The organism is Salinispora sp. H7-4, from assembly GCF_013416675.1.
Taxonomy (GTDB): Bacteria; Actinomycetota; Actinomycetes; order Mycobacteriales; family Micromonosporaceae; genus Micromonospora; species Micromonospora vitiensis.
In genome coordinates, this window is record NZ_JABZED010000003.1 from 294,061 (window position 1) to 308,881 (window position 14,821).

The following is a 14,821-nucleotide window of genomic DNA, read 5'->3' on the forward strand; positions in this document are numbered from 1 at the left end:
GCCGGGACAACCGTCCCGGCCCCCCCCTTCACGACGTGACCGAGGAACGCATGTACTTCACCGACCGAGGGATCGAGGAACTGACCGAGCGCCGCGGCGACGAGCAGGTCAGCATCGAGTGGCTCGCCGAGCGCCTACGCGACTTCGTCGACCAGAACCCCGACTTCGAGACCCCGATCGAGCGCTTCGCCACCTACCTGGCTCGGCTGGACGACGAGGACGACGAGTAGGGCCGCAAGCTCTCCCGAGAGCCGCGCCACAACTCCCCAGGAAACGGCACGATTCCCCGGGAACGGCACGAAACTCCCCCGAGGAATCGTGGGCAGGACGAAGACCCGGGTCCCCCGGGCCGGATGACCGGGCCGAAGGACCCGGGCGGACAGCCCACTGAGCTCCTAGAGTGGATCTCGTGGCCCGGAGTGTGTATCTGACCAGCGTGAGTTCCGGTGGCGGCAAGTCCACCGTCGCCCTGGGACTGGCGGAACTGTTGTCCCGACAGGTTGGCCGAGTCGGAATCTTCCGACCGTTGGTCCGAGGCCACCAGCCGGACCCGATCCTCGCCCTACTGAGCGAACGGTATCGGGTCGACCTGCCGATCGAGGACCTCACCGGCACCACCTACACCGAGGCCACCGGGATGGTCGCCGAAGGCCGGCGGGAACAGCTCGTCTCCCGCATCGTCGAGCGGTACCGCGCGGTCGAGCGGCAGTTCCCGGCAGTGGTCGTGGTGGGCAGCGACTTCGCCGACGACGGCGACGGCGCCGGCCCCCGGGAACTGGCCTTCAATGCCCGGCTCGCGACCGAGTTCGGCAGCGTCGTGGTCCCCGTGGTGGACGGGTACGAGCAGGAGACCGCCACCATCGCGGCGGCGGCCCGGGGGGCGTACCACGACCTGGCGGACCTCGGCGCGACGGTGCTGGCGGTCGTCGCGAACCGGGTGACCGGTCCGCTCACCCTGCCCGAGCTGCCGGTGCCCGCGTACCTGATCCCCGAGGTGCCCAGCGTGTCGGCGCCGACCGTTGCCGAGGTGGCGACGGCGCTCGGCGCCACCCAGCTCGGCGGGGACGATGCCACCCTCAGCCGCGACGTACTCGACTACGTCGTCGGCGCGGCCCACGTGCCCACGCTGCTCGACCACCTGACCGAAGGCGCCCTGGTGATCATGCCGGGGGATCGGGACGATCTCCTGGTCGCCACCAACGCCGCGCACGTCGCGGGACAGGTCGCGCTCTCCGGGCTGGTCCTCACCCTCGGTGAAACGCCCGATCCGCGCACCATGCGGCTGGTCGAGCGGCTACGGCCGGGCCTCGCCGTGCTTGCCGTGCCCAGCGACAGCTACGACACGGTGGCCGCCTGCAACCGGATCGAGGGCCGGCTCAGCGCCAGCAACCCGCGCAAGGTGGAGGCCGCGCTGGGCGCCTTCGAACGCTGCGTGGACACCGACGACCTGTCCCGCCGACTGCGGGTCACCCGGTCGCAGCGGGTCACCCCGCTGATGTTCGAGTACGACCTGATCGACCGGGCCCGGGCACAGCGCCGGCATGTGGTGCTGCCGGAGGGGAACGAGGAGCGGATCCTGCGGGCAGCAGAAATCCTGCTACGCCGGGATGTGGCCGAGCTGACCCTGCTCGGCCGGCCCGACGATATCGCCCGGCGGACCCGGGAGCTGGGCGTCGACATCGCCGGCGCACGGGTGATCGATCCATTCACCAGCGAGTGGCGCGACGAGTTCGCCGACGGGTACGCCCGGCTCCGCGCCCACCGGGGCATCACCCCGGACCTCGCCCACGACATCGTGCCCCAGCCGAACTACTTCGGCACGATGATGGTGTGGGCCGGGTACGCCGACGGCATGGTCTCAGGCGCCACCCACACCACCGCCGCCACCATCCGCCCCGCCTTCGAGATCATCCGCAACCTGCCCGGCGTCTCCATCGCCTCCAGTGTCTTCTTCATGCTGCTCGCCGACCGGGTACTCGTCTACGGCGACTGCGCGGTCAATCCCGACCCGGACGCCGCGCAACTCGCCGACATCGCGATCTCGTCCGCCGACACCGCCGTCCGGTTCGGCATCGAGCCGCGGGTGGCGATGCTGTCGTACTCGACCGGCAGCTCGGGCGCCGGCGCCGACGTGGAGAAGGTCGCGGAGGCCACCCAACGGGTTCGGGAGCGCCGACCGGATCTGCTGGTCGAGGGGCCGATCCAGTACGACGCGGCGATCGACCCGACGGTCGCGGCGACGAAGCTGCCCGGCAGCACGGTCGCCGGGCGGGCGACGGTTTTCGTCTTCCCGGACCTGAACACGGGCAACAACACGTACAAGGCGGTGCAGCGGTCTGCCCGGGCGGTCGCGGTCGGGCCGGTCATGCAGGGGCTCCGCCGGCCGGTGAACGACCTTTCCCGGGGTGCGACCGTCCCGGACATCGTCAACACGGTGGCGATCACCGCGATCCAGGCCGGGGAGGCAGGCAAATGAGCCGGGTGCTGGTACTCAACTCTGGGTCGTCGTCGGTCAAGTGGCGGCTCTACGACGGCGACGACGTCCTGGACCGGGGCGCCGTCGCGCGGATCGGTGAACCCGGGGGCGGGCCGGCGGACCACGGCACCGCCATCCGGGGGATCCTCACCGAACTCGACCTGACCGGGCTCGCCGCCGTTGGCCACCGGGTGGTGCACGGTGGCCGCCGCTTCGGCGAGCCGGTCCTGATCGACGACGCGGTGCTCACCGCGATCCGAGAGTTGGTGCCACTCGCCCCGTTACACAACCCGGCCAACCTGGCCGGCATCGAGGTCGCCCGGGCGGCGCTGCCCGGTGTCCCCCAGGTCGCCGTCTTCGACACCGCCTTCCACACCACGCTGCCCGAGTCCGCCGCCACGTACGCGATCGACCGGGCGACAGCCGACCGGTACGGTATCCGGCGGTACGGCTTCCACGGCACCTCCCACGCGTACGTCTCCCGGCGTACGGCGGAGTTGCTGGGTCGTCCGTACGCCGACACCAACACCATCACCCTGCACCTGGGCAATGGCGCGAGCGCCGCCGCGGTGGCCGGCGGGCGCAGCGTGGCCACCTCGATGGGGATGTCCCCGCTCGAGGGGCTGGTCATGGGCACCCGGAGCGGCGACCTGGACCCAGCGGTGATCTTTCACCTGCGGCGGGAGGGCGGGCTGGGCGTCGACGAGATCGACGACCTGCTCAACCACCGCAGCGGCCTGTACGGGCTCACCGGCGACAATGACATGCGCGAGGTGCTCGCCCGCCGGGCGGACGGCGACCCGGCCGCCCGGCTCGCCTTCGACGTGTACTGCCGCCGGATCACCAGCTACGTCGGGGCGTACTACGCGCTGCTCGGCCGGGTCGACGCGGTGACCTTCACCGCCGGCGTCGGCGAGCACACCGCCGAACTCCGCACGGTGGCCCTGGCCGGACTGGAGCGCCTCGGGATCGCGGTCGATCCGGAGCGCAACGCCGGCAGTGGCGACCGGGTCATCTCGCCGGACGGGAGCGAGGTGGCGGTCTTCGTCATCGGCACCGACGAGGAGCGGGAGATCGCCCGTTCCGCCCGGGAGGTGGCGGGCCGACGCTGACGTCGCTCAGGCGGTGTGGTCGACGACCACCTTGCCGAAGACGTCGCCGGAGTGCAGGCGGGCGAAGGCCTCCTCGACCGCGGTGAACGGCACCACCCGGTCCACCACCGGGCGCAGCCCCCGCTCGGCGCAGAAGGCCAGCAGCGCGGCCAGCTCGTCCGGGGTGCCCATGGAGGTGCCGAGGATCTCCAGCTGCATGGCGAAGACCCGGCGCAGGTTGACGGTGGGTTCGTGTCCGGCGGTAGCGCCGGAGACCACGATCCGGGCCATCGGCGCGGCTGACTTCAGCGAGTGGTCGAAGGTCGCGGCACCGACTGTCTCGATCACCAGGTCCACCCGCTCCGGCAGCCGGGCGCCCGGTTCGACGGCGATGGCGCCGAGCGCCGCGACCCGCTCCCGCTTGGCGGCGTCCCGGCTGGTCGCGTAGACCCGCTTCCCCATCGCGGCGGCGAGCGCGACGGCTGCGGTGGCCACGCCTCCTCCCGCCCCCTGCACCAGCACGGCGGCGGCCTCGTCCACCCGGCCCCGGGTGGTGAGCATCCGCCACGCGGTCAGCCAGGCGGTGGGCAGGCAGGCGGCATCGGTCGCCGCCAGGCCCGCCGGCAGCGGCAGCAGATTCGCCCGGGGTACGGCGACCCGTTCGGCCAGCGTGCCCGGGAAGTGCTCGGAGAGGATCGAGATCCGGCGGGGGTCGCTCGGGGTGGGGAGCACCGGGTAGACAACCACCGGGTTGCCGTCCGGGCCAACGCCGGCCCCGTCGCAGCCCAGGATCATCGGCAGCTGCTCCGCGCGTAGTCCGACGCCGCGCAGCGACCAGAGATCGTGGTGATTGAGCGAGCTGGCGGTGACCTGGATGGTCACCCAGTCGTCGCCGTGGTGGGCGGGTTCCGGCCGCTCGCCCACGGTGAGCGCGGCGAGCGGGTTGGCGTCGTCGAAGCGGGAGGCGAAGGCGGCACGCATGATCGGCACGGTAACAACCCGGGCGGGCGACCAGAAGGCCCATTGGCGTGTGCGAGGCCACACGTCGGGGCTACGCCGTCGCGCCGCACGGATCCCGCGCCGCACGAACCGCGCGCCATACGAACCCCGCGCCGCACGGATCCCGCGCCGCACGGATCCCGCGCCGCCGCGGCTACCGGGTTACGCCTCCGCGCCGTGCGGCCTCCGCGACCGCCTCGGCCACCGCGGGGGCGACCCGCGGGTCGAGTGGTGACGGGACGATCGCCTCGGGTGTGAGCGAGTCGGCCACCACCCCGGCAATCGCGTCCGCCGCTGCCACCTTCATGCCATCGGTGACCCGGGTGGCCCGGGCGTCCAGCGCGCCGCGGAAGACACCGGGGAAGGCGAGCACATTGTTGATCTGGTTGGGGTGGTCGCTTCGACCGGTGGCGACCACCGCGACGTGCCGGGCGGCCACCTCCGGCTGCACCTCCGGGGTGGGGTTGGCCAGCGCGAAGACGATCCCGCCCGGAGCCATGCCGGCCACCGCCGCCTCGGGGATCTGGCCACCGGAGACCCCGATCAGCACGTCGGCGCCGCGCAGCGCCTCGGCCACGTCGCCCCGCCGGCCGTCACCGTTGGTCAACTCCGCCAGCTCGGCCTTGGCACTGGTGAGACCTTCGCGGTGCGGTCCGATGATGCCCCGGGAGTCACAGACCACCACCTGGTCCGGGTTGACTCCGCCGGCGACGAGCATCTTGGTCACCGCCACTCCGGCGGCACCCGCGCCACTGATCGCCACCCGAAGATCGCCGAGCTTTCGGCTGAGCAGCACCGCCGCATTGCGGAGCGCGGCGAGCACGACGATCGCGGTGCCGTGTTGGTCATCGTGGAAGACCGGGATGTCCAGCGCCCCGTCGAGGCGCCGCTCGACCTCGAAGCAGCGCGGCGCGCTGATGTCCTCCAGGTTGATGCCGCCGAAGGAGGGGGCGAGGGCCCGTACCGCCGCCACGATCTCGTCCACGTCCTGCGTGTTCAGACAGATCGGCACCGCGTCCACCCCACCGAACTGCTTGAAGAGCACGGCCTTGCCCTCCATGACCGGCAGCGCGGCGCGTGGGCCGATGTTGCCGAGCCCCAGCACGGCGGAGCCGTCGGTGACGACCGCGACCGTGTGCCCGACCCAGGTGTAGTCATCAGCGTGCCGCGGGTCGGCGGCGATGGCCGCACAGACCCGGGCCACCCCTGGGGTGTACGCCAGGGAGAGGTCTTCCCGGCTGTGCAGCGGGACGGTCGAGGCGACGGCCAGCTTCCCGCCCTGATGCAGTCGGAAGACCGGGTCCGCGGGGTCCACAGTGGACGATGACATTGGTGACTCCAGGATCTGTCGATACAGCTGGACCGGCCGGTCCGGGCGCGAGGTGGGCGCTGACCGGCGGCGCGAGGCATGGGGGTCACCCGGGACACCTGCCGAGCATAGTGTGACGCACGCCGCCCGGATGTGAGTAGGGTCATACTCCACGGCGGCGCAGCAGCCGAGGCCGCGGCCAGTAGCGCGCCACCACCCGCCCCCAGATGTCCGCCCCACCGTACGCCCGTGAGTCGTCAGTGATCAACGGGTTGTCGCCCGTGAGCCACCAGCCCTCCGCGGTCGGACTGACCGCCCGCTTGACCACCAGCAGGTCGGGGCGACTCCGAAAGACCGCGACCACCACGTCACCGGCCCGGACACCCCGTTCCCCACGGCGCACCAGTACCGCGTCGCCGTGCCGCAGGGTCGGCGCCATCGAGGGGCCCGTCACCAGGACGGCGGAGAGCGCCCACCGGGCACCCGGCGCCGGGCACGGCGGGGACGGGGGCATGCCGTTCACCTCCACCGGGTACGGCCTCCAAGTAATGTCGTGCTCGATCATCGCAAACTTCCCAGGAGGCTCCTGATGCGACTTCCACGCATCCTCACCCCCCGAGTGACCGCCAGCGCCCACTGCGACCTGCCCTGCGGCGTCTACGACCCGGCACAGGCCCGGATCGAGGCCGAGTCGGTGAAAATGATCTGCGAGAAGTACCAGGCCAACACCGACCCGGAGTTCCGCACCCGGGCCATCCTGATCAAGGAGCAGCGGGCCGAGCTGGTGAAGCACCACCTGTGGGTGCTGTGGACCGACTACTTCAAGCCGGCTCACTTCGAGAAGTACTCGCACCTGCACCAGCTCTTCAACGAGGCCACCAAGCTGGCCGGCGCGGCCGGCGCCAAGGGCGCGACCGACCCGGCGAAGGCCGACGAGTTGCTGCAGAAGATCGACGAGATCTCGAAGATCTTCTGGGAGACCAAGAAGGCGTAGGTGAAGGCCCGGCGACGGCCGGCGCGTCCGCGGAGGCGCCGGCCGTCGCCGTGGTGGCTGCGTCGGGGTACCGGGTAGAGTTTCCGGGCGGGCCGCCATCCCCGATCCGGGTAACGGGCGTCCCGGGGGGATGACGCGTGACTCCGACGACCAGCCAATCCGCCAGCGATGACGTGGTGCACCTGACCGTGCCCGCGGACGGCGGCTACCTGAGCGTGCTCCGCACAGCCACGGCCGGGCTCGCGGCCCGGCTGCAGTTCGCCCTCGACGAGATCGAGGATCTCCGGATCGCGGTCGACGAGGCGTGCGCCATGCTGCTTTCGATCGCCACCCAGCACGCCGAGTTGGAGTGCCGGTTCTCCGTAACCGACGATGCCCTCGCCGTTGACGTCACGGTGCCAACCTCCCGCGGTGCGCGGCTGCCGGCCGAGTCCTCCTTTGCCTGGAAGGTGCTCACCGCACTGACCACCTCGGCCGCCGCTACCACTGACAACGACCGCGCAACCATCTCCCTGCTGACCCGTCGCGTCGCCGGCTAGGTCGCGCCGCACCCGCCAGGACCGACGGCTGCCAGCGCCCGCACTCGAAAACGCCCTTACTCGAAGCCGAGGGCACGGGTCGTCGGGGTACTGAGCAGCAGGGCGGTGACGCCGAGGCCCAACGCCATCAGTGGCCCGCCGAGCCAACCAAGCCCGCCCTGGATCATGAACCATCCGATCGGCAACAGCATGAGCTGAAGCACGATCGCCGGAGCTCGGGCGCCCGCCCGACACCGGGCGAGCGCGCCGCCCAGCGCCCAGAGCACGGCTGCCGCACCAGCGGCGAACACCGTCAACAGCAGCGCCGATGCCAGGTCAACGCTGGGCGCCGTGAGGTTTGCCCAGAGCAGCCAGCCAACGATCAGACCGACGGCGCCCGCCTCACCACGCAGCGTCAGGACGGCCCACCGGAGCGGGCCGGGTATCTGGTTGGAGGCGATCGTCACGCGACCACGATACCGATGCCGCCACGCGGTACAGTGCCGCCCATGCGGGCCGTCCTGGTGGTCAACCCCAAGGCCACCACCACCAGCGAGCGCAGCCGGGATGTCCTGGTCCGGGCGCTACGCAGTGAAGTCGACCTGTCGGTGCGCTACACCCGACACCGGGGGCACGCCACAACCCTGGCCCGCCAGGCGGCCGAGGAGGGCGTCGACCTGGTCGTCACGCTCGGTGGCGACGGCACGGTCAACGAGGTCGTCAACGGGCTGATGTCCGCGCTGCCGACGGCGGGGCCGACCGGGAGAGCACCGGCCGAGCAGTTGCCCGCCCTGGCAACCGTGCCGGGCGGTTCGACGAACGTCTTCGCCCGCGCTCTCGGCCTACCCCGGGAGTGGCCGGACAGCACCAGCATGATCCTGGAAGGGCTGCGGCTGAACCGGCACCGCACCATCGGCCTGGGTCGGGCGGATGAGCGTTACTTCACCTTCTGCGCCGGCTTCGGAGTTGACGCCGCGGTGATCCACCGGGTGGAACGGTCCCGTCGGCGCGGAGAGGTCTCCACGCCCAGTCTGTACTTCCGATCAACCCTTGCCCAGTACTTCCTCGCCTCGGACCGCCGGCACCCCGCTATCGCCCTCCAGCGGCCGGACCAACCCACCGAGGAGCAGCTCGCCACAGTGATCGTCCAGAACACCGCACCCTGGACGTACCTCGGCGACCGGGAGGTGAACCCAAATCCGGAGGCGTCGTTCGACCTCGGCCTGGACGCTTTCGCACTGCGGCAGCTCCGAGTGACCAGCACAACACGGACGATCACTCAATTCTTCGGCCGAACACCGGGTCCGCGCGGCAAACAGGTACTCCGCCTCCACGATCTGACCGAGTTCACCTTGATCGCCCGTCACCCACAGGCGTTCCAGCTCGACGGTGAGTACCTGGGCGAGTGCGAAAAAGTCGAATTCACCGCCGCACCCGCAGCAGTACGAGTAATCTGCTAGCCCTCGGGTACTCCCCTCGGTTGAGCCAGCCCGTCCGATGACGATTGGCGCCACGTTGGGGTGAGTGACGGAAATGTCAGCGAAATCAGTGCCGCCGTACTATATTGATCCCCGACTGTGGTACTCCGAGTATCCGGAGCCTCGGGCAAATCAGGACAACTGGTTGTGGGCTTGCTCACCGCGTGAAGTTTTCCGGAGCGTCACCCTTGACATCGCGAGCGTTCGTGAAAGTATTCACAAGCGACTTGAGTTTCCGGGACGTCACTTGGATTCGCTCAGCAGAATGAGCGGATCCAGTAGGTCGACGGAGCCAACAGCCTGCTCACGCACTGCCAGCAAGCCGGGCGCGAACCGTTACGGCCGGCGCTGCGGATGCATATAGCAAGCCATCTGCCACCCATCCAGAATGAGGAGTGTTGCCGCCATGGACTGGCGTCACCATGCTATCTGCCGCGACGAGGACCCCGAGCTGTTCTTCCCGATCGGGACGTCCGGTCCGGCCCTCCTGCAGGTGGAGCAGGCCAAAGCCGTCTGCCGGCGCTGCCCGGTGACGGACCAGTGCCTGCAGTGGGCCCTCGAATCCGGCCAGGACGCAGGCGTCTGGGGCGGGATGAGCGAGGAGGAGCGGCGCGCCGTCAAGCGTCGCGGCGGCCTCCGGGTGCTGCGCGCTCACACCGCCTGACCACCAGCCGAAAGCGGAACGCCCCGGTCGGCTCGACCACCGGGGTGTTTCGCTGCCCGGCCGGTGTCAACCGAGACCCCGCTACCACCGAGACCCCGCCACCAGCGCGGTGACACCACAACAGGGCCTAGTCCGACACCGCGTCAACCCGACGAAGGACCAGGTCAACCAACTCGGGAGCATCGGCGAGCGGAGCCGCCACCGCCACCGCACCGGCCTGCCGGGCCGAGACGGTCACCGCGTCATGGAACAACCCGGGCGCCAGAAAGTACGCGGCCACCGCCACCCGTCGTGCGCCCCGTACGCGCAGGCGGGTCACCGCCACGCCAGCGGCGGGCGGGGCAGCCGAGGCATAGGAAACCCGGGTCGGAACGGCCAGGTCCGCCCGCAGCGATGCCGCCACCCGCCCCACCGAGGCGCGCGAGACCGGATCCCGGGTACCCGCAGCGGCCAGCACCAGCCCGTCGTAGCCCCCCGGCTCGGCCTCGGCCAGCCGACGGCACAGCCCGGCCAGCAACGCCGGATCGGCCCCCCGGACGGCGGGACCGAGCACGTCGGTCACCCGTACCACCAGCTCGGGAACCGTCTGACGGACCGCCGCAACGGCCGCCGGGATGTCCACCCGCCGGTGATACGCGGCGGTCAGCAGCAGCGGCACCAGCACCACCCGGGGGAAACCAGCACCAGCCAACTCCCGTAACGCCTCCGTGGGGCCGGGCCGGGTGTGGTCCAGCCAGCTCGGCACCACCCGTCGGCCAGGCCGAGCGGCGGACACCGCCGCAGCCAGCGCCCGCGTCGCCGCAGCGGCCCGCGGGTCCCGACTGCCATGCGCGACCAGGAGCACCGGGTCTCCGTCGCCCCCGGTCCCGCTCAACCGTGCAGGCCGCACTCGGCCTTCTCGAACATCGCCCACCGGCCAGCCCGCGGATCCTCCCCAGCCTTCGTCCGTCCGGTACAGGGCCAGCAGCCGACCGAGCTGTAGGACCGGCCGAACAGCTCGTTGACCGGCACATCCCAACGGGAGATGTACCGCTCCACATCGGCCTGCGTCCACGCCACGATCGGGTTGATCTTCACCTTGCCCCGCCCCGCGTCGAAGGTCACCACCGGGGTGTTCGCCCGGGACGGCGACTCGTCCCGGCGCAGCCCCGCGGCCCACGCGTCGTACCCCACCAGGGCCCGCTCCAGCGACTCCACCTTGCGCAGCTGGCAGCAGTCATCCGGGGAGCGGTGGAACAGCCGCGGCCCGTACTCGCCGTCCTGCTGGCCGACGGTCAGCCGGGGTCGGATCGAACGGACGTTCACCGGCATCGTGCGGGCGACCTGGTCCCGAACCTTGAGCGTCTCCGGGAAGTGCAGCCCGGTGTCCAGGAAGACCACGTCGACGCCGGGTGCGACCCGAGAGAACAGGTGGACGAGCACCGCGTCGGCCATCGAACTGGTGACACAGAGCCGGTCCCCGAACGTCTCGACCGCCCACCGGGCCACCTCCAGCGCGGGGGCACCCGCCAGGTCCCGGCCGGCCTCCTCCGCCAAGGTGCGCAGCTCCCGCCGGTTCGGTTCGGCGGGGGCCGGTTCACCGGCCCCGACCAGGCCGAGATCGGCCGCCCAACGCAGACCACTCACCGGAGCACCGCCTTCGCCAACAGGCCGTGCAGCCGTACGGTGAAGACCCGGGCGCAGGCGTGGCACTCCCAACCGCCGTGCCCCGCCTCGTTCGGCCGCAGGTCCTCCTCCCCGCAGTACGGGCAGTACAGCGGGGCGGAACGGGTGTCACTCATCGCAGCTCCCCCTCGTCCGCCCGGATCGCCCAGCTGGCGAACGTCTCGCCGTCGGTACGGCCAGCCAGGTAGCGCCGAGCCAGCTGCTCCACGTACTCCGGAAGCTCCGCCGCCGTGACCTTCAGGCCCCGCGGCTTGCGGCCGAACCCCGCGGCCCGGTCCTGCGCCATGCCCAGACCACCGCCGAGATGCACCTGGAAGCCCTCCACCTGGCGGCCGTCCGCGCCGACCATCAGCTGGCCGCGGAGGCCGATGTCGGCGACCTGGGTACGGGCGCACGCGTTCGGGCAGCCGTTGAGGTGGATGGTGATGTCGGCGTCGAAGTCCCGCAGCCGCTCCTCCAGCCGCGCCACCAACTCCGCGCCCCGCGCCTTGGTCTCGACGATGGCCAGCTTGCAGAACTCGAGGCCGGTGCAGGCCATGGCGCCCCGCCGCCACGCCGATGGCCGAGCCGACAGGCCGATCTCACCCAGGGCCTCGACCAGGGACTCCGTCCGGTCCGGCGGCACGTCCAGCACCAACAGCTTCTGGTACGGGGTCAGCCGGACGCGATCGCTGCCGTGCGCCTCGGCCACGTCGGCGAGCCGGGTGAGCTGGCTACCCGAGACCCGGCCGACCGTCGCAGCGGCCCCCACGTAGTTACGCCCGTCGCGCTGCTCGTGCACCCCAATGTGGTCGATCTGTTGCGCCGGCAGCTCGGCCGACGGTCCGTCCAGCAGGGCCCGGCCCAGATACTCCTGCTCCAGCACCTCCCGAAACTTTGCCACCCCCCAGTCGGCGACCAGGAACTTCAGCCGGGCCCGGTGGCGCAGCCGCCGGTACCCGTAGTCGCGGAAGATGCCCACCACCCCCGCCCAGACGTCCGGCACCTCGTGCAGCGGCACCCAGACACCCAGCCGCTGGGCGAGCATCGGGTTCGTGGAGAGGCCGCCACCGACCCAGAGATCGAAGCCGGGTCCGTGGTCGGGGTGTACCACCCCGAGGAGGGCGATGTCATTCGTCTCGTACGGCGTGTCCACCAGCCAGGAGATCGAGGACTTGAACTTGCGGGGCAGGTTGGCGTACTGCTTGTCGCCGACGTAGCGGCGGACGATCTCGTCGATCGCCGGCGTCGGATCGATCACCTCGTCCCGGGCCACGCCGGCGACCGGGCTACCGAGCACGATCCGGGGGCAGTCCCCGCAGGCCTCGGTGGTCTGCAGGCCGACCGACTCCAGTCGGCGCCAGATCTCCGGCATGTCCTCGACCCGGATCCAGTGGTACTGGATGTTCTGCCGGTCGGTGAGGTCGGCGGTGTCGCGGGCGAACTCGCGGGAGATCTCGGCCACCACCCGGAGCTGGGCCACGGAGAGCTGCCCGCCGTCGATCCGCACCCGGAGCATGAAGAACTCGTCCTCAAGCTCGTGCGGCTCCAGCACGGCGGTACGCCCACCGTCGATGCCGGCCTTGCGTTGCGTGTACAGCCCCCACCAACGGAACCGACCCCGCAGATCCTGTGGGTCGATCGAGGCGAAGCCCTGGTGGGCGTAGATGTTCTCGATCCGGGCCCGGACGTTGAGTGGGTCGTCGTCCTTCTTGATCCGCTCGTTGGCGTTGAGCGGCTCGTGGTGACCGAGGGCCCACTGGCCCTCCCCGCGGGGGCGGCGGGGGGCCCGGGCCGATTGGGGCGTCAAATCCCCGGGCCGGGCCGGGTTGCGCAGCGCCATCGTGGCGTCCTCCATTGTCTGCGGTGCCTCGTGGCCGTAGCGCCGAGCGCGGTGGCCGGCCCCGGCACGACGGTTGGGCTGGGGCGGAGCAGCCGGCGCAGAGTGCCCGAGACAGCTGGGTCGGGCGTCGTCAGTGGGCCGGACAGATCGCGCTGCGCATGCGGCCGAAGTCGACGTGGCGACGGGCCACGAAGTAGCGAACGACGGCGGCAGCCATGACATTATGCTGCCACGACGTCACCGGAGCAGCCAAGGTTCGGGTGCGGCATCCCACATCACGGTCGGCGGTGTTCCGGTCCGGCCCCGGTCGGCCCGGCGCTGTGCGAGGCTCAGCGGCATGGGCACGCGAACCGTGCCGCAGCTGCCGGTGTGGCTGCCGCCGGCGCTGCTGACGCTCGCGGTCACCCTCACCGACGTGGCCGGGGCACAGCTCTGGCGAGATGAGTTGGCGACGTGGAGCGCCGCCACCCGCCCGCTCGGCGACCTGGTCCGGCTCGCCGGCACGATCGACGCCGCTACCGGGCCGTACTACCTACTGATGCACCTCTGGGTGGCCGGAGCGGGCGATTCGGTGGCCGCCCTGCGGCTGCCGGCCGTACTCGCCATGACCGCCACCGCGGCCCTGACCGCACTCCTCGGCGCCCGGCTGTACGGTCGGCCGGCCGGACTGCTCGCCGGCCTCCTCTTCGCGGTTCTTCCCAGCACCTCCCGGTACGGGCAGGAGGCCCGCCCGTACGCGCTGGCCACCGCCCTCGCGGTCCTGGCGACGCTGCTGCTGGTCACCGCCGTGAACTCGCGGGCGACGGGACAACCGGCCCGTCGTCGGCTCCGCTGGGCCGGGTACGCCGCGGCGCTGGCCGCGCTGGGCCTGACCCACCTGGTCGCCCTCACCCTGCTCCCGGCGCACGCGGTGGCGGTGCTCGCCGCCGGGCGCCGGCACCCCGACCGGCACCTCGTCGGGTCCTGGCTGCTGGCGCTCGTTCCTGTGGTGCTGGTGGCCGGTCCGCTGCTCTGGGTCGCCCACGGCCAGCACGCCCGCCAACTCGACTGGGTGGACCCGGCCCGCCCCGCCGATCTCGCCACGCTGGCCGGCGGGGTGACGCAGAGCGGGATGGTCGGCGGCCTGCTGGTCGGGCTCGCCGCACTCGGCGCCGCAGCGCTGGGGCGGTCGGCACTGCTGCCCGGGTTGGCCGTGCTCCTGCCGGTGCTGCTGGTCTTCGCCGTCGGCGCGGTTGTCCCACTCTGGGTACCCCGATACCTGGTCTTCGTGGTGCCGTTCGGCTGTCTGCTGGCGGGTGTCGCGCTGGCCCGGGTGCCGTTGCTACCGGCGCTGACCGTCGTGGCCCTGGCCGGGGCGCTCGGCCTGCCGGCCCAGGCGGCGCTCCGGCGGACCCACGAGTGGCCCCGTTCGGCGCCGGTCGACTACGCCGGGGCGGCCCAGATCGTGGCGGCTGGTCAGCGCCCCACCGACGCGGTCGTCTACTCACCCCGGGAGGGCTGGCTCTTCCTCGACCTGGGCCTGGCCTACCACCTGGGCGACCACCGTCCCCAGGACGTGCTGCTCACCGCCAGCGGGGCCCGCCGGGGTGGCCTGTGGGCGGCCGAGTGCGCCCGCCCGGCCCGGTGCCTGGCCGACGCGGACCGGGTCTGGCTGGTCCTGGCCGGTCGGCACCACGACCCGCTGGCCGCCGTACCCGGCCCGAAGGGGACGGCGCTACGCGACGGGCGGATGGTCGAGCAGGTCTGGCACCCCCCTGGCCTGACCGTCGCCCTGGTACGCCGTTAGCCGGCGCCGATCTCCCGGG

General features: G+C 71.7%; 16 protein-coding genes. 8 read left to right on the forward strand and 8 right to left on the reverse strand.

Annotation, left to right across the window (positions count from 1 at the left end):
• Positions 1-50: 50 nt before the first annotated feature.
• From H0524_RS03250 to H0524_RS03260, 3 genes are all read left to right on the forward strand, one after another.
• The gene (locus tag H0524_RS03250) at positions 51-230 is read left to right on the forward strand and encodes a DUF6104 family protein (RefSeq protein ID WP_033661887.1); all 180 of its coding nucleotides are present in this window, start codon (positions 51-53) and stop codon (positions 228-230) included.
• Between the two features lie 170 nt (positions 231-400).
• Positions 401-2,476, forward strand: coding sequence for a phosphate acetyltransferase (gene pta / locus H0524_RS03255; protein WP_180197319.1), 2,076 nt, complete (start codon positions 401-403; stop codon positions 2,474-2,476).
• Positions 2,473-3,588: an acetate/propionate family kinase gene (locus H0524_RS03260; protein WP_180197320.1), complete on the forward strand. Its 1,116-nt coding sequence runs from the start codon at positions 2,473-2,475 to the stop codon at positions 3,586-3,588. The genes pta and H0524_RS03260 overlap by 4 nt, the downstream gene beginning before the upstream one ends.
• Before the next feature lie 6 nt (positions 3,589-3,594).
• On the opposite strand, the gene H0524_RS03265 is transcribed toward H0524_RS03260, so the two are convergent.
• From H0524_RS03265 to H0524_RS03275, 3 genes are all read right to left on the reverse strand, one after another.
• Positions 3,595-4,557, reverse strand: a complete 963-nt coding sequence (locus tag H0524_RS03265; RefSeq protein ID WP_180197321.1) for a zinc-binding dehydrogenase — start codon at positions 4,555-4,557, stop codon at positions 3,595-3,597.
• Positions 4,558-4,720: 163 nt separating this feature from the next.
• Complete coding sequence (locus H0524_RS03270; protein ID WP_180197322.1) at positions 4,721-5,896, reverse strand: NADP-dependent malic enzyme; 1,176 nt, start codon at positions 5,894-5,896, stop codon at positions 4,721-4,723.
• Between the two features lie 142 nt (positions 5,897-6,038).
• Complete coding sequence (locus H0524_RS03275) at positions 6,039-6,440, reverse strand: S24/S26 family peptidase (protein ID WP_180197323.1); 402 nt, start codon at positions 6,438-6,440, stop codon at positions 6,039-6,041.
• 24 nt (positions 6,441-6,464) lie between these two features.
• Between H0524_RS03275 and sodN the strand changes: the two genes are divergently transcribed.
• Both sodN and H0524_RS03285 read left to right on the forward strand, forming a co-directional pair.
• The gene (gene sodN, locus H0524_RS03280; protein ID WP_180197324.1) at positions 6,465-6,869 is read left to right on the forward strand and encodes a superoxide dismutase, Ni; all 405 of its coding nucleotides are present in this window, start codon (positions 6,465-6,467) and stop codon (positions 6,867-6,869) included.
• Positions 6,870-7,006: 137 nt separating this feature from the next.
• The gene (locus H0524_RS03285; RefSeq protein ID WP_180197325.1) at positions 7,007-7,408 is read left to right on the forward strand and encodes an anti-sigma regulatory factor; all 402 of its coding nucleotides are present in this window, start codon (positions 7,007-7,009) and stop codon (positions 7,406-7,408) included.
• Positions 7,409-7,464: 56 nt separating this feature from the next.
• Here the strand turns inward: H0524_RS03285 and H0524_RS03290 are convergent, their stop codons facing one another.
• Complete coding sequence (locus tag H0524_RS03290; protein ID WP_180197326.1) at positions 7,465-7,854, reverse strand: hypothetical protein; 390 nt, start codon at positions 7,852-7,854, stop codon at positions 7,465-7,467.
• A gap of 42 nt (positions 7,855-7,896) precedes the next feature.
• Between H0524_RS03290 and H0524_RS03295 the strand changes: the two genes are divergently transcribed.
• Both H0524_RS03295 and H0524_RS03300 read left to right on the forward strand, forming a co-directional pair.
• Positions 7,897-8,847, forward strand: coding sequence for a diacylglycerol kinase family protein (locus H0524_RS03295; protein WP_180197327.1), 951 nt, complete (start codon positions 7,897-7,899; stop codon positions 8,845-8,847).
• Positions 8,848-9,271: 424 nt separating this feature from the next.
• Positions 9,272-9,529: a WhiB family transcriptional regulator gene (locus H0524_RS03300; protein ID WP_180197602.1), complete on the forward strand. Its 258-nt coding sequence runs from the start codon at positions 9,272-9,274 to the stop codon at positions 9,527-9,529.
• 127 nt (positions 9,530-9,656) lie between these two features.
• Here H0524_RS03300 and H0524_RS03305 read toward each other — a convergent pair whose 3' ends face one another.
• From H0524_RS03305 to H0524_RS03320, 4 genes are read right to left on the reverse strand one after another with little or no spacing between them, the layout of a single operon-like run.
• A complete protein-coding gene (locus H0524_RS03305; RefSeq protein ID WP_180197328.1) occupies positions 9,657-10,418 on the reverse strand; it encodes a sirohydrochlorin chelatase in 762 nt (253 codons plus the stop codon).
• Positions 10,400-11,155, reverse strand: coding sequence for a phosphoadenylyl-sulfate reductase (locus H0524_RS03310; protein ID WP_180197329.1), 756 nt, complete (start codon positions 11,153-11,155; stop codon positions 10,400-10,402). Before H0524_RS03310 ends, H0524_RS03305 begins: the two co-directional genes overlap by 19 nt.
• Positions 11,152-11,310, reverse strand: a complete 159-nt coding sequence (locus tag H0524_RS03315; protein WP_018222782.1) for a hypothetical protein — start codon at positions 11,308-11,310, stop codon at positions 11,152-11,154. The genes H0524_RS03310 and H0524_RS03315 overlap by 4 nt, the downstream gene beginning before the upstream one ends.
• Positions 11,307-13,031 carry a nitrite/sulfite reductase gene (locus H0524_RS03320; protein WP_304610795.1) on the reverse strand — a complete coding sequence of 575 codons (1,725 nt, stop codon included), beginning with the start codon at positions 13,029-13,031 and terminating at the stop codon, positions 11,307-11,309. Before H0524_RS03320 ends, H0524_RS03315 begins: the two co-directional genes overlap by 4 nt.
• A gap of 322 nt (positions 13,032-13,353) precedes the next feature.
• Here H0524_RS03320 and H0524_RS03325 point away from each other — a divergent pair, with 322 nt between their 5' ends.
• The gene (locus tag H0524_RS03325) at positions 13,354-14,802 is read left to right on the forward strand and encodes a glycosyltransferase family 39 protein (RefSeq protein ID WP_180197331.1); all 1,449 of its coding nucleotides are present in this window, start codon (positions 13,354-13,356) and stop codon (positions 14,800-14,802) included.
• Positions 14,803-14,821: the final 19 nt, after the last annotated feature.

Bases quoted from the DNA above. Each gene is read 5' to 3' on its own strand.
- H0524_RS03325 (WP_180197331.1), top strand. From the start codon at position 13,354: ATGGGCACGCGAACCGTGCCGCAGCTGCCGGTGTGGCTGCCGCCGGCG.
- H0524_RS03320 (WP_304610795.1), bottom strand. From the start codon at position 13,031: ATGGAGGACGCCACGATGGCGCTGCGCAACCCGGCCCGGCCCGGGGAT.
- H0524_RS03260 (WP_180197320.1), top strand. From the start codon at position 2,473: ATGAGCCGGGTGCTGGTACTCAACTCTGGGTCGTCGTCGGTCAAGTGG.
- sodN (WP_180197324.1), top strand. From the start codon at position 6,465: ATGCGACTTCCACGCATCCTCACCCCCCGAGTGACCGCCAGCGCCCAC.
- H0524_RS03295 (WP_180197327.1), top strand. From the start codon at position 7,897: ATGCGGGCCGTCCTGGTGGTCAACCCCAAGGCCACCACCACCAGCGAG.
- H0524_RS03275 (WP_180197323.1), bottom strand. From the start codon at position 6,440: ATGATCGAGCACGACATTACTTGGAGGCCGTACCCGGTGGAGGTGAAC.
- H0524_RS03315 (WP_018222782.1), bottom strand. From the start codon at position 11,310: ATGAGTGACACCCGTTCCGCCCCGCTGTACTGCCCGTACTGCGGGGAG.
- H0524_RS03300 (WP_180197602.1), top strand. From the start codon at position 9,272: ATGGACTGGCGTCACCATGCTATCTGCCGCGACGAGGACCCCGAGCTG.
- H0524_RS03270 (WP_180197322.1), bottom strand. From the start codon at position 5,896: ATGTCATCGTCCACTGTGGACCCCGCGGACCCGGTCTTCCGACTGCAT.
- H0524_RS03250 (WP_033661887.1), top strand. From the start codon at position 51: ATGTACTTCACCGACCGAGGGATCGAGGAACTGACCGAGCGCCGCGGC.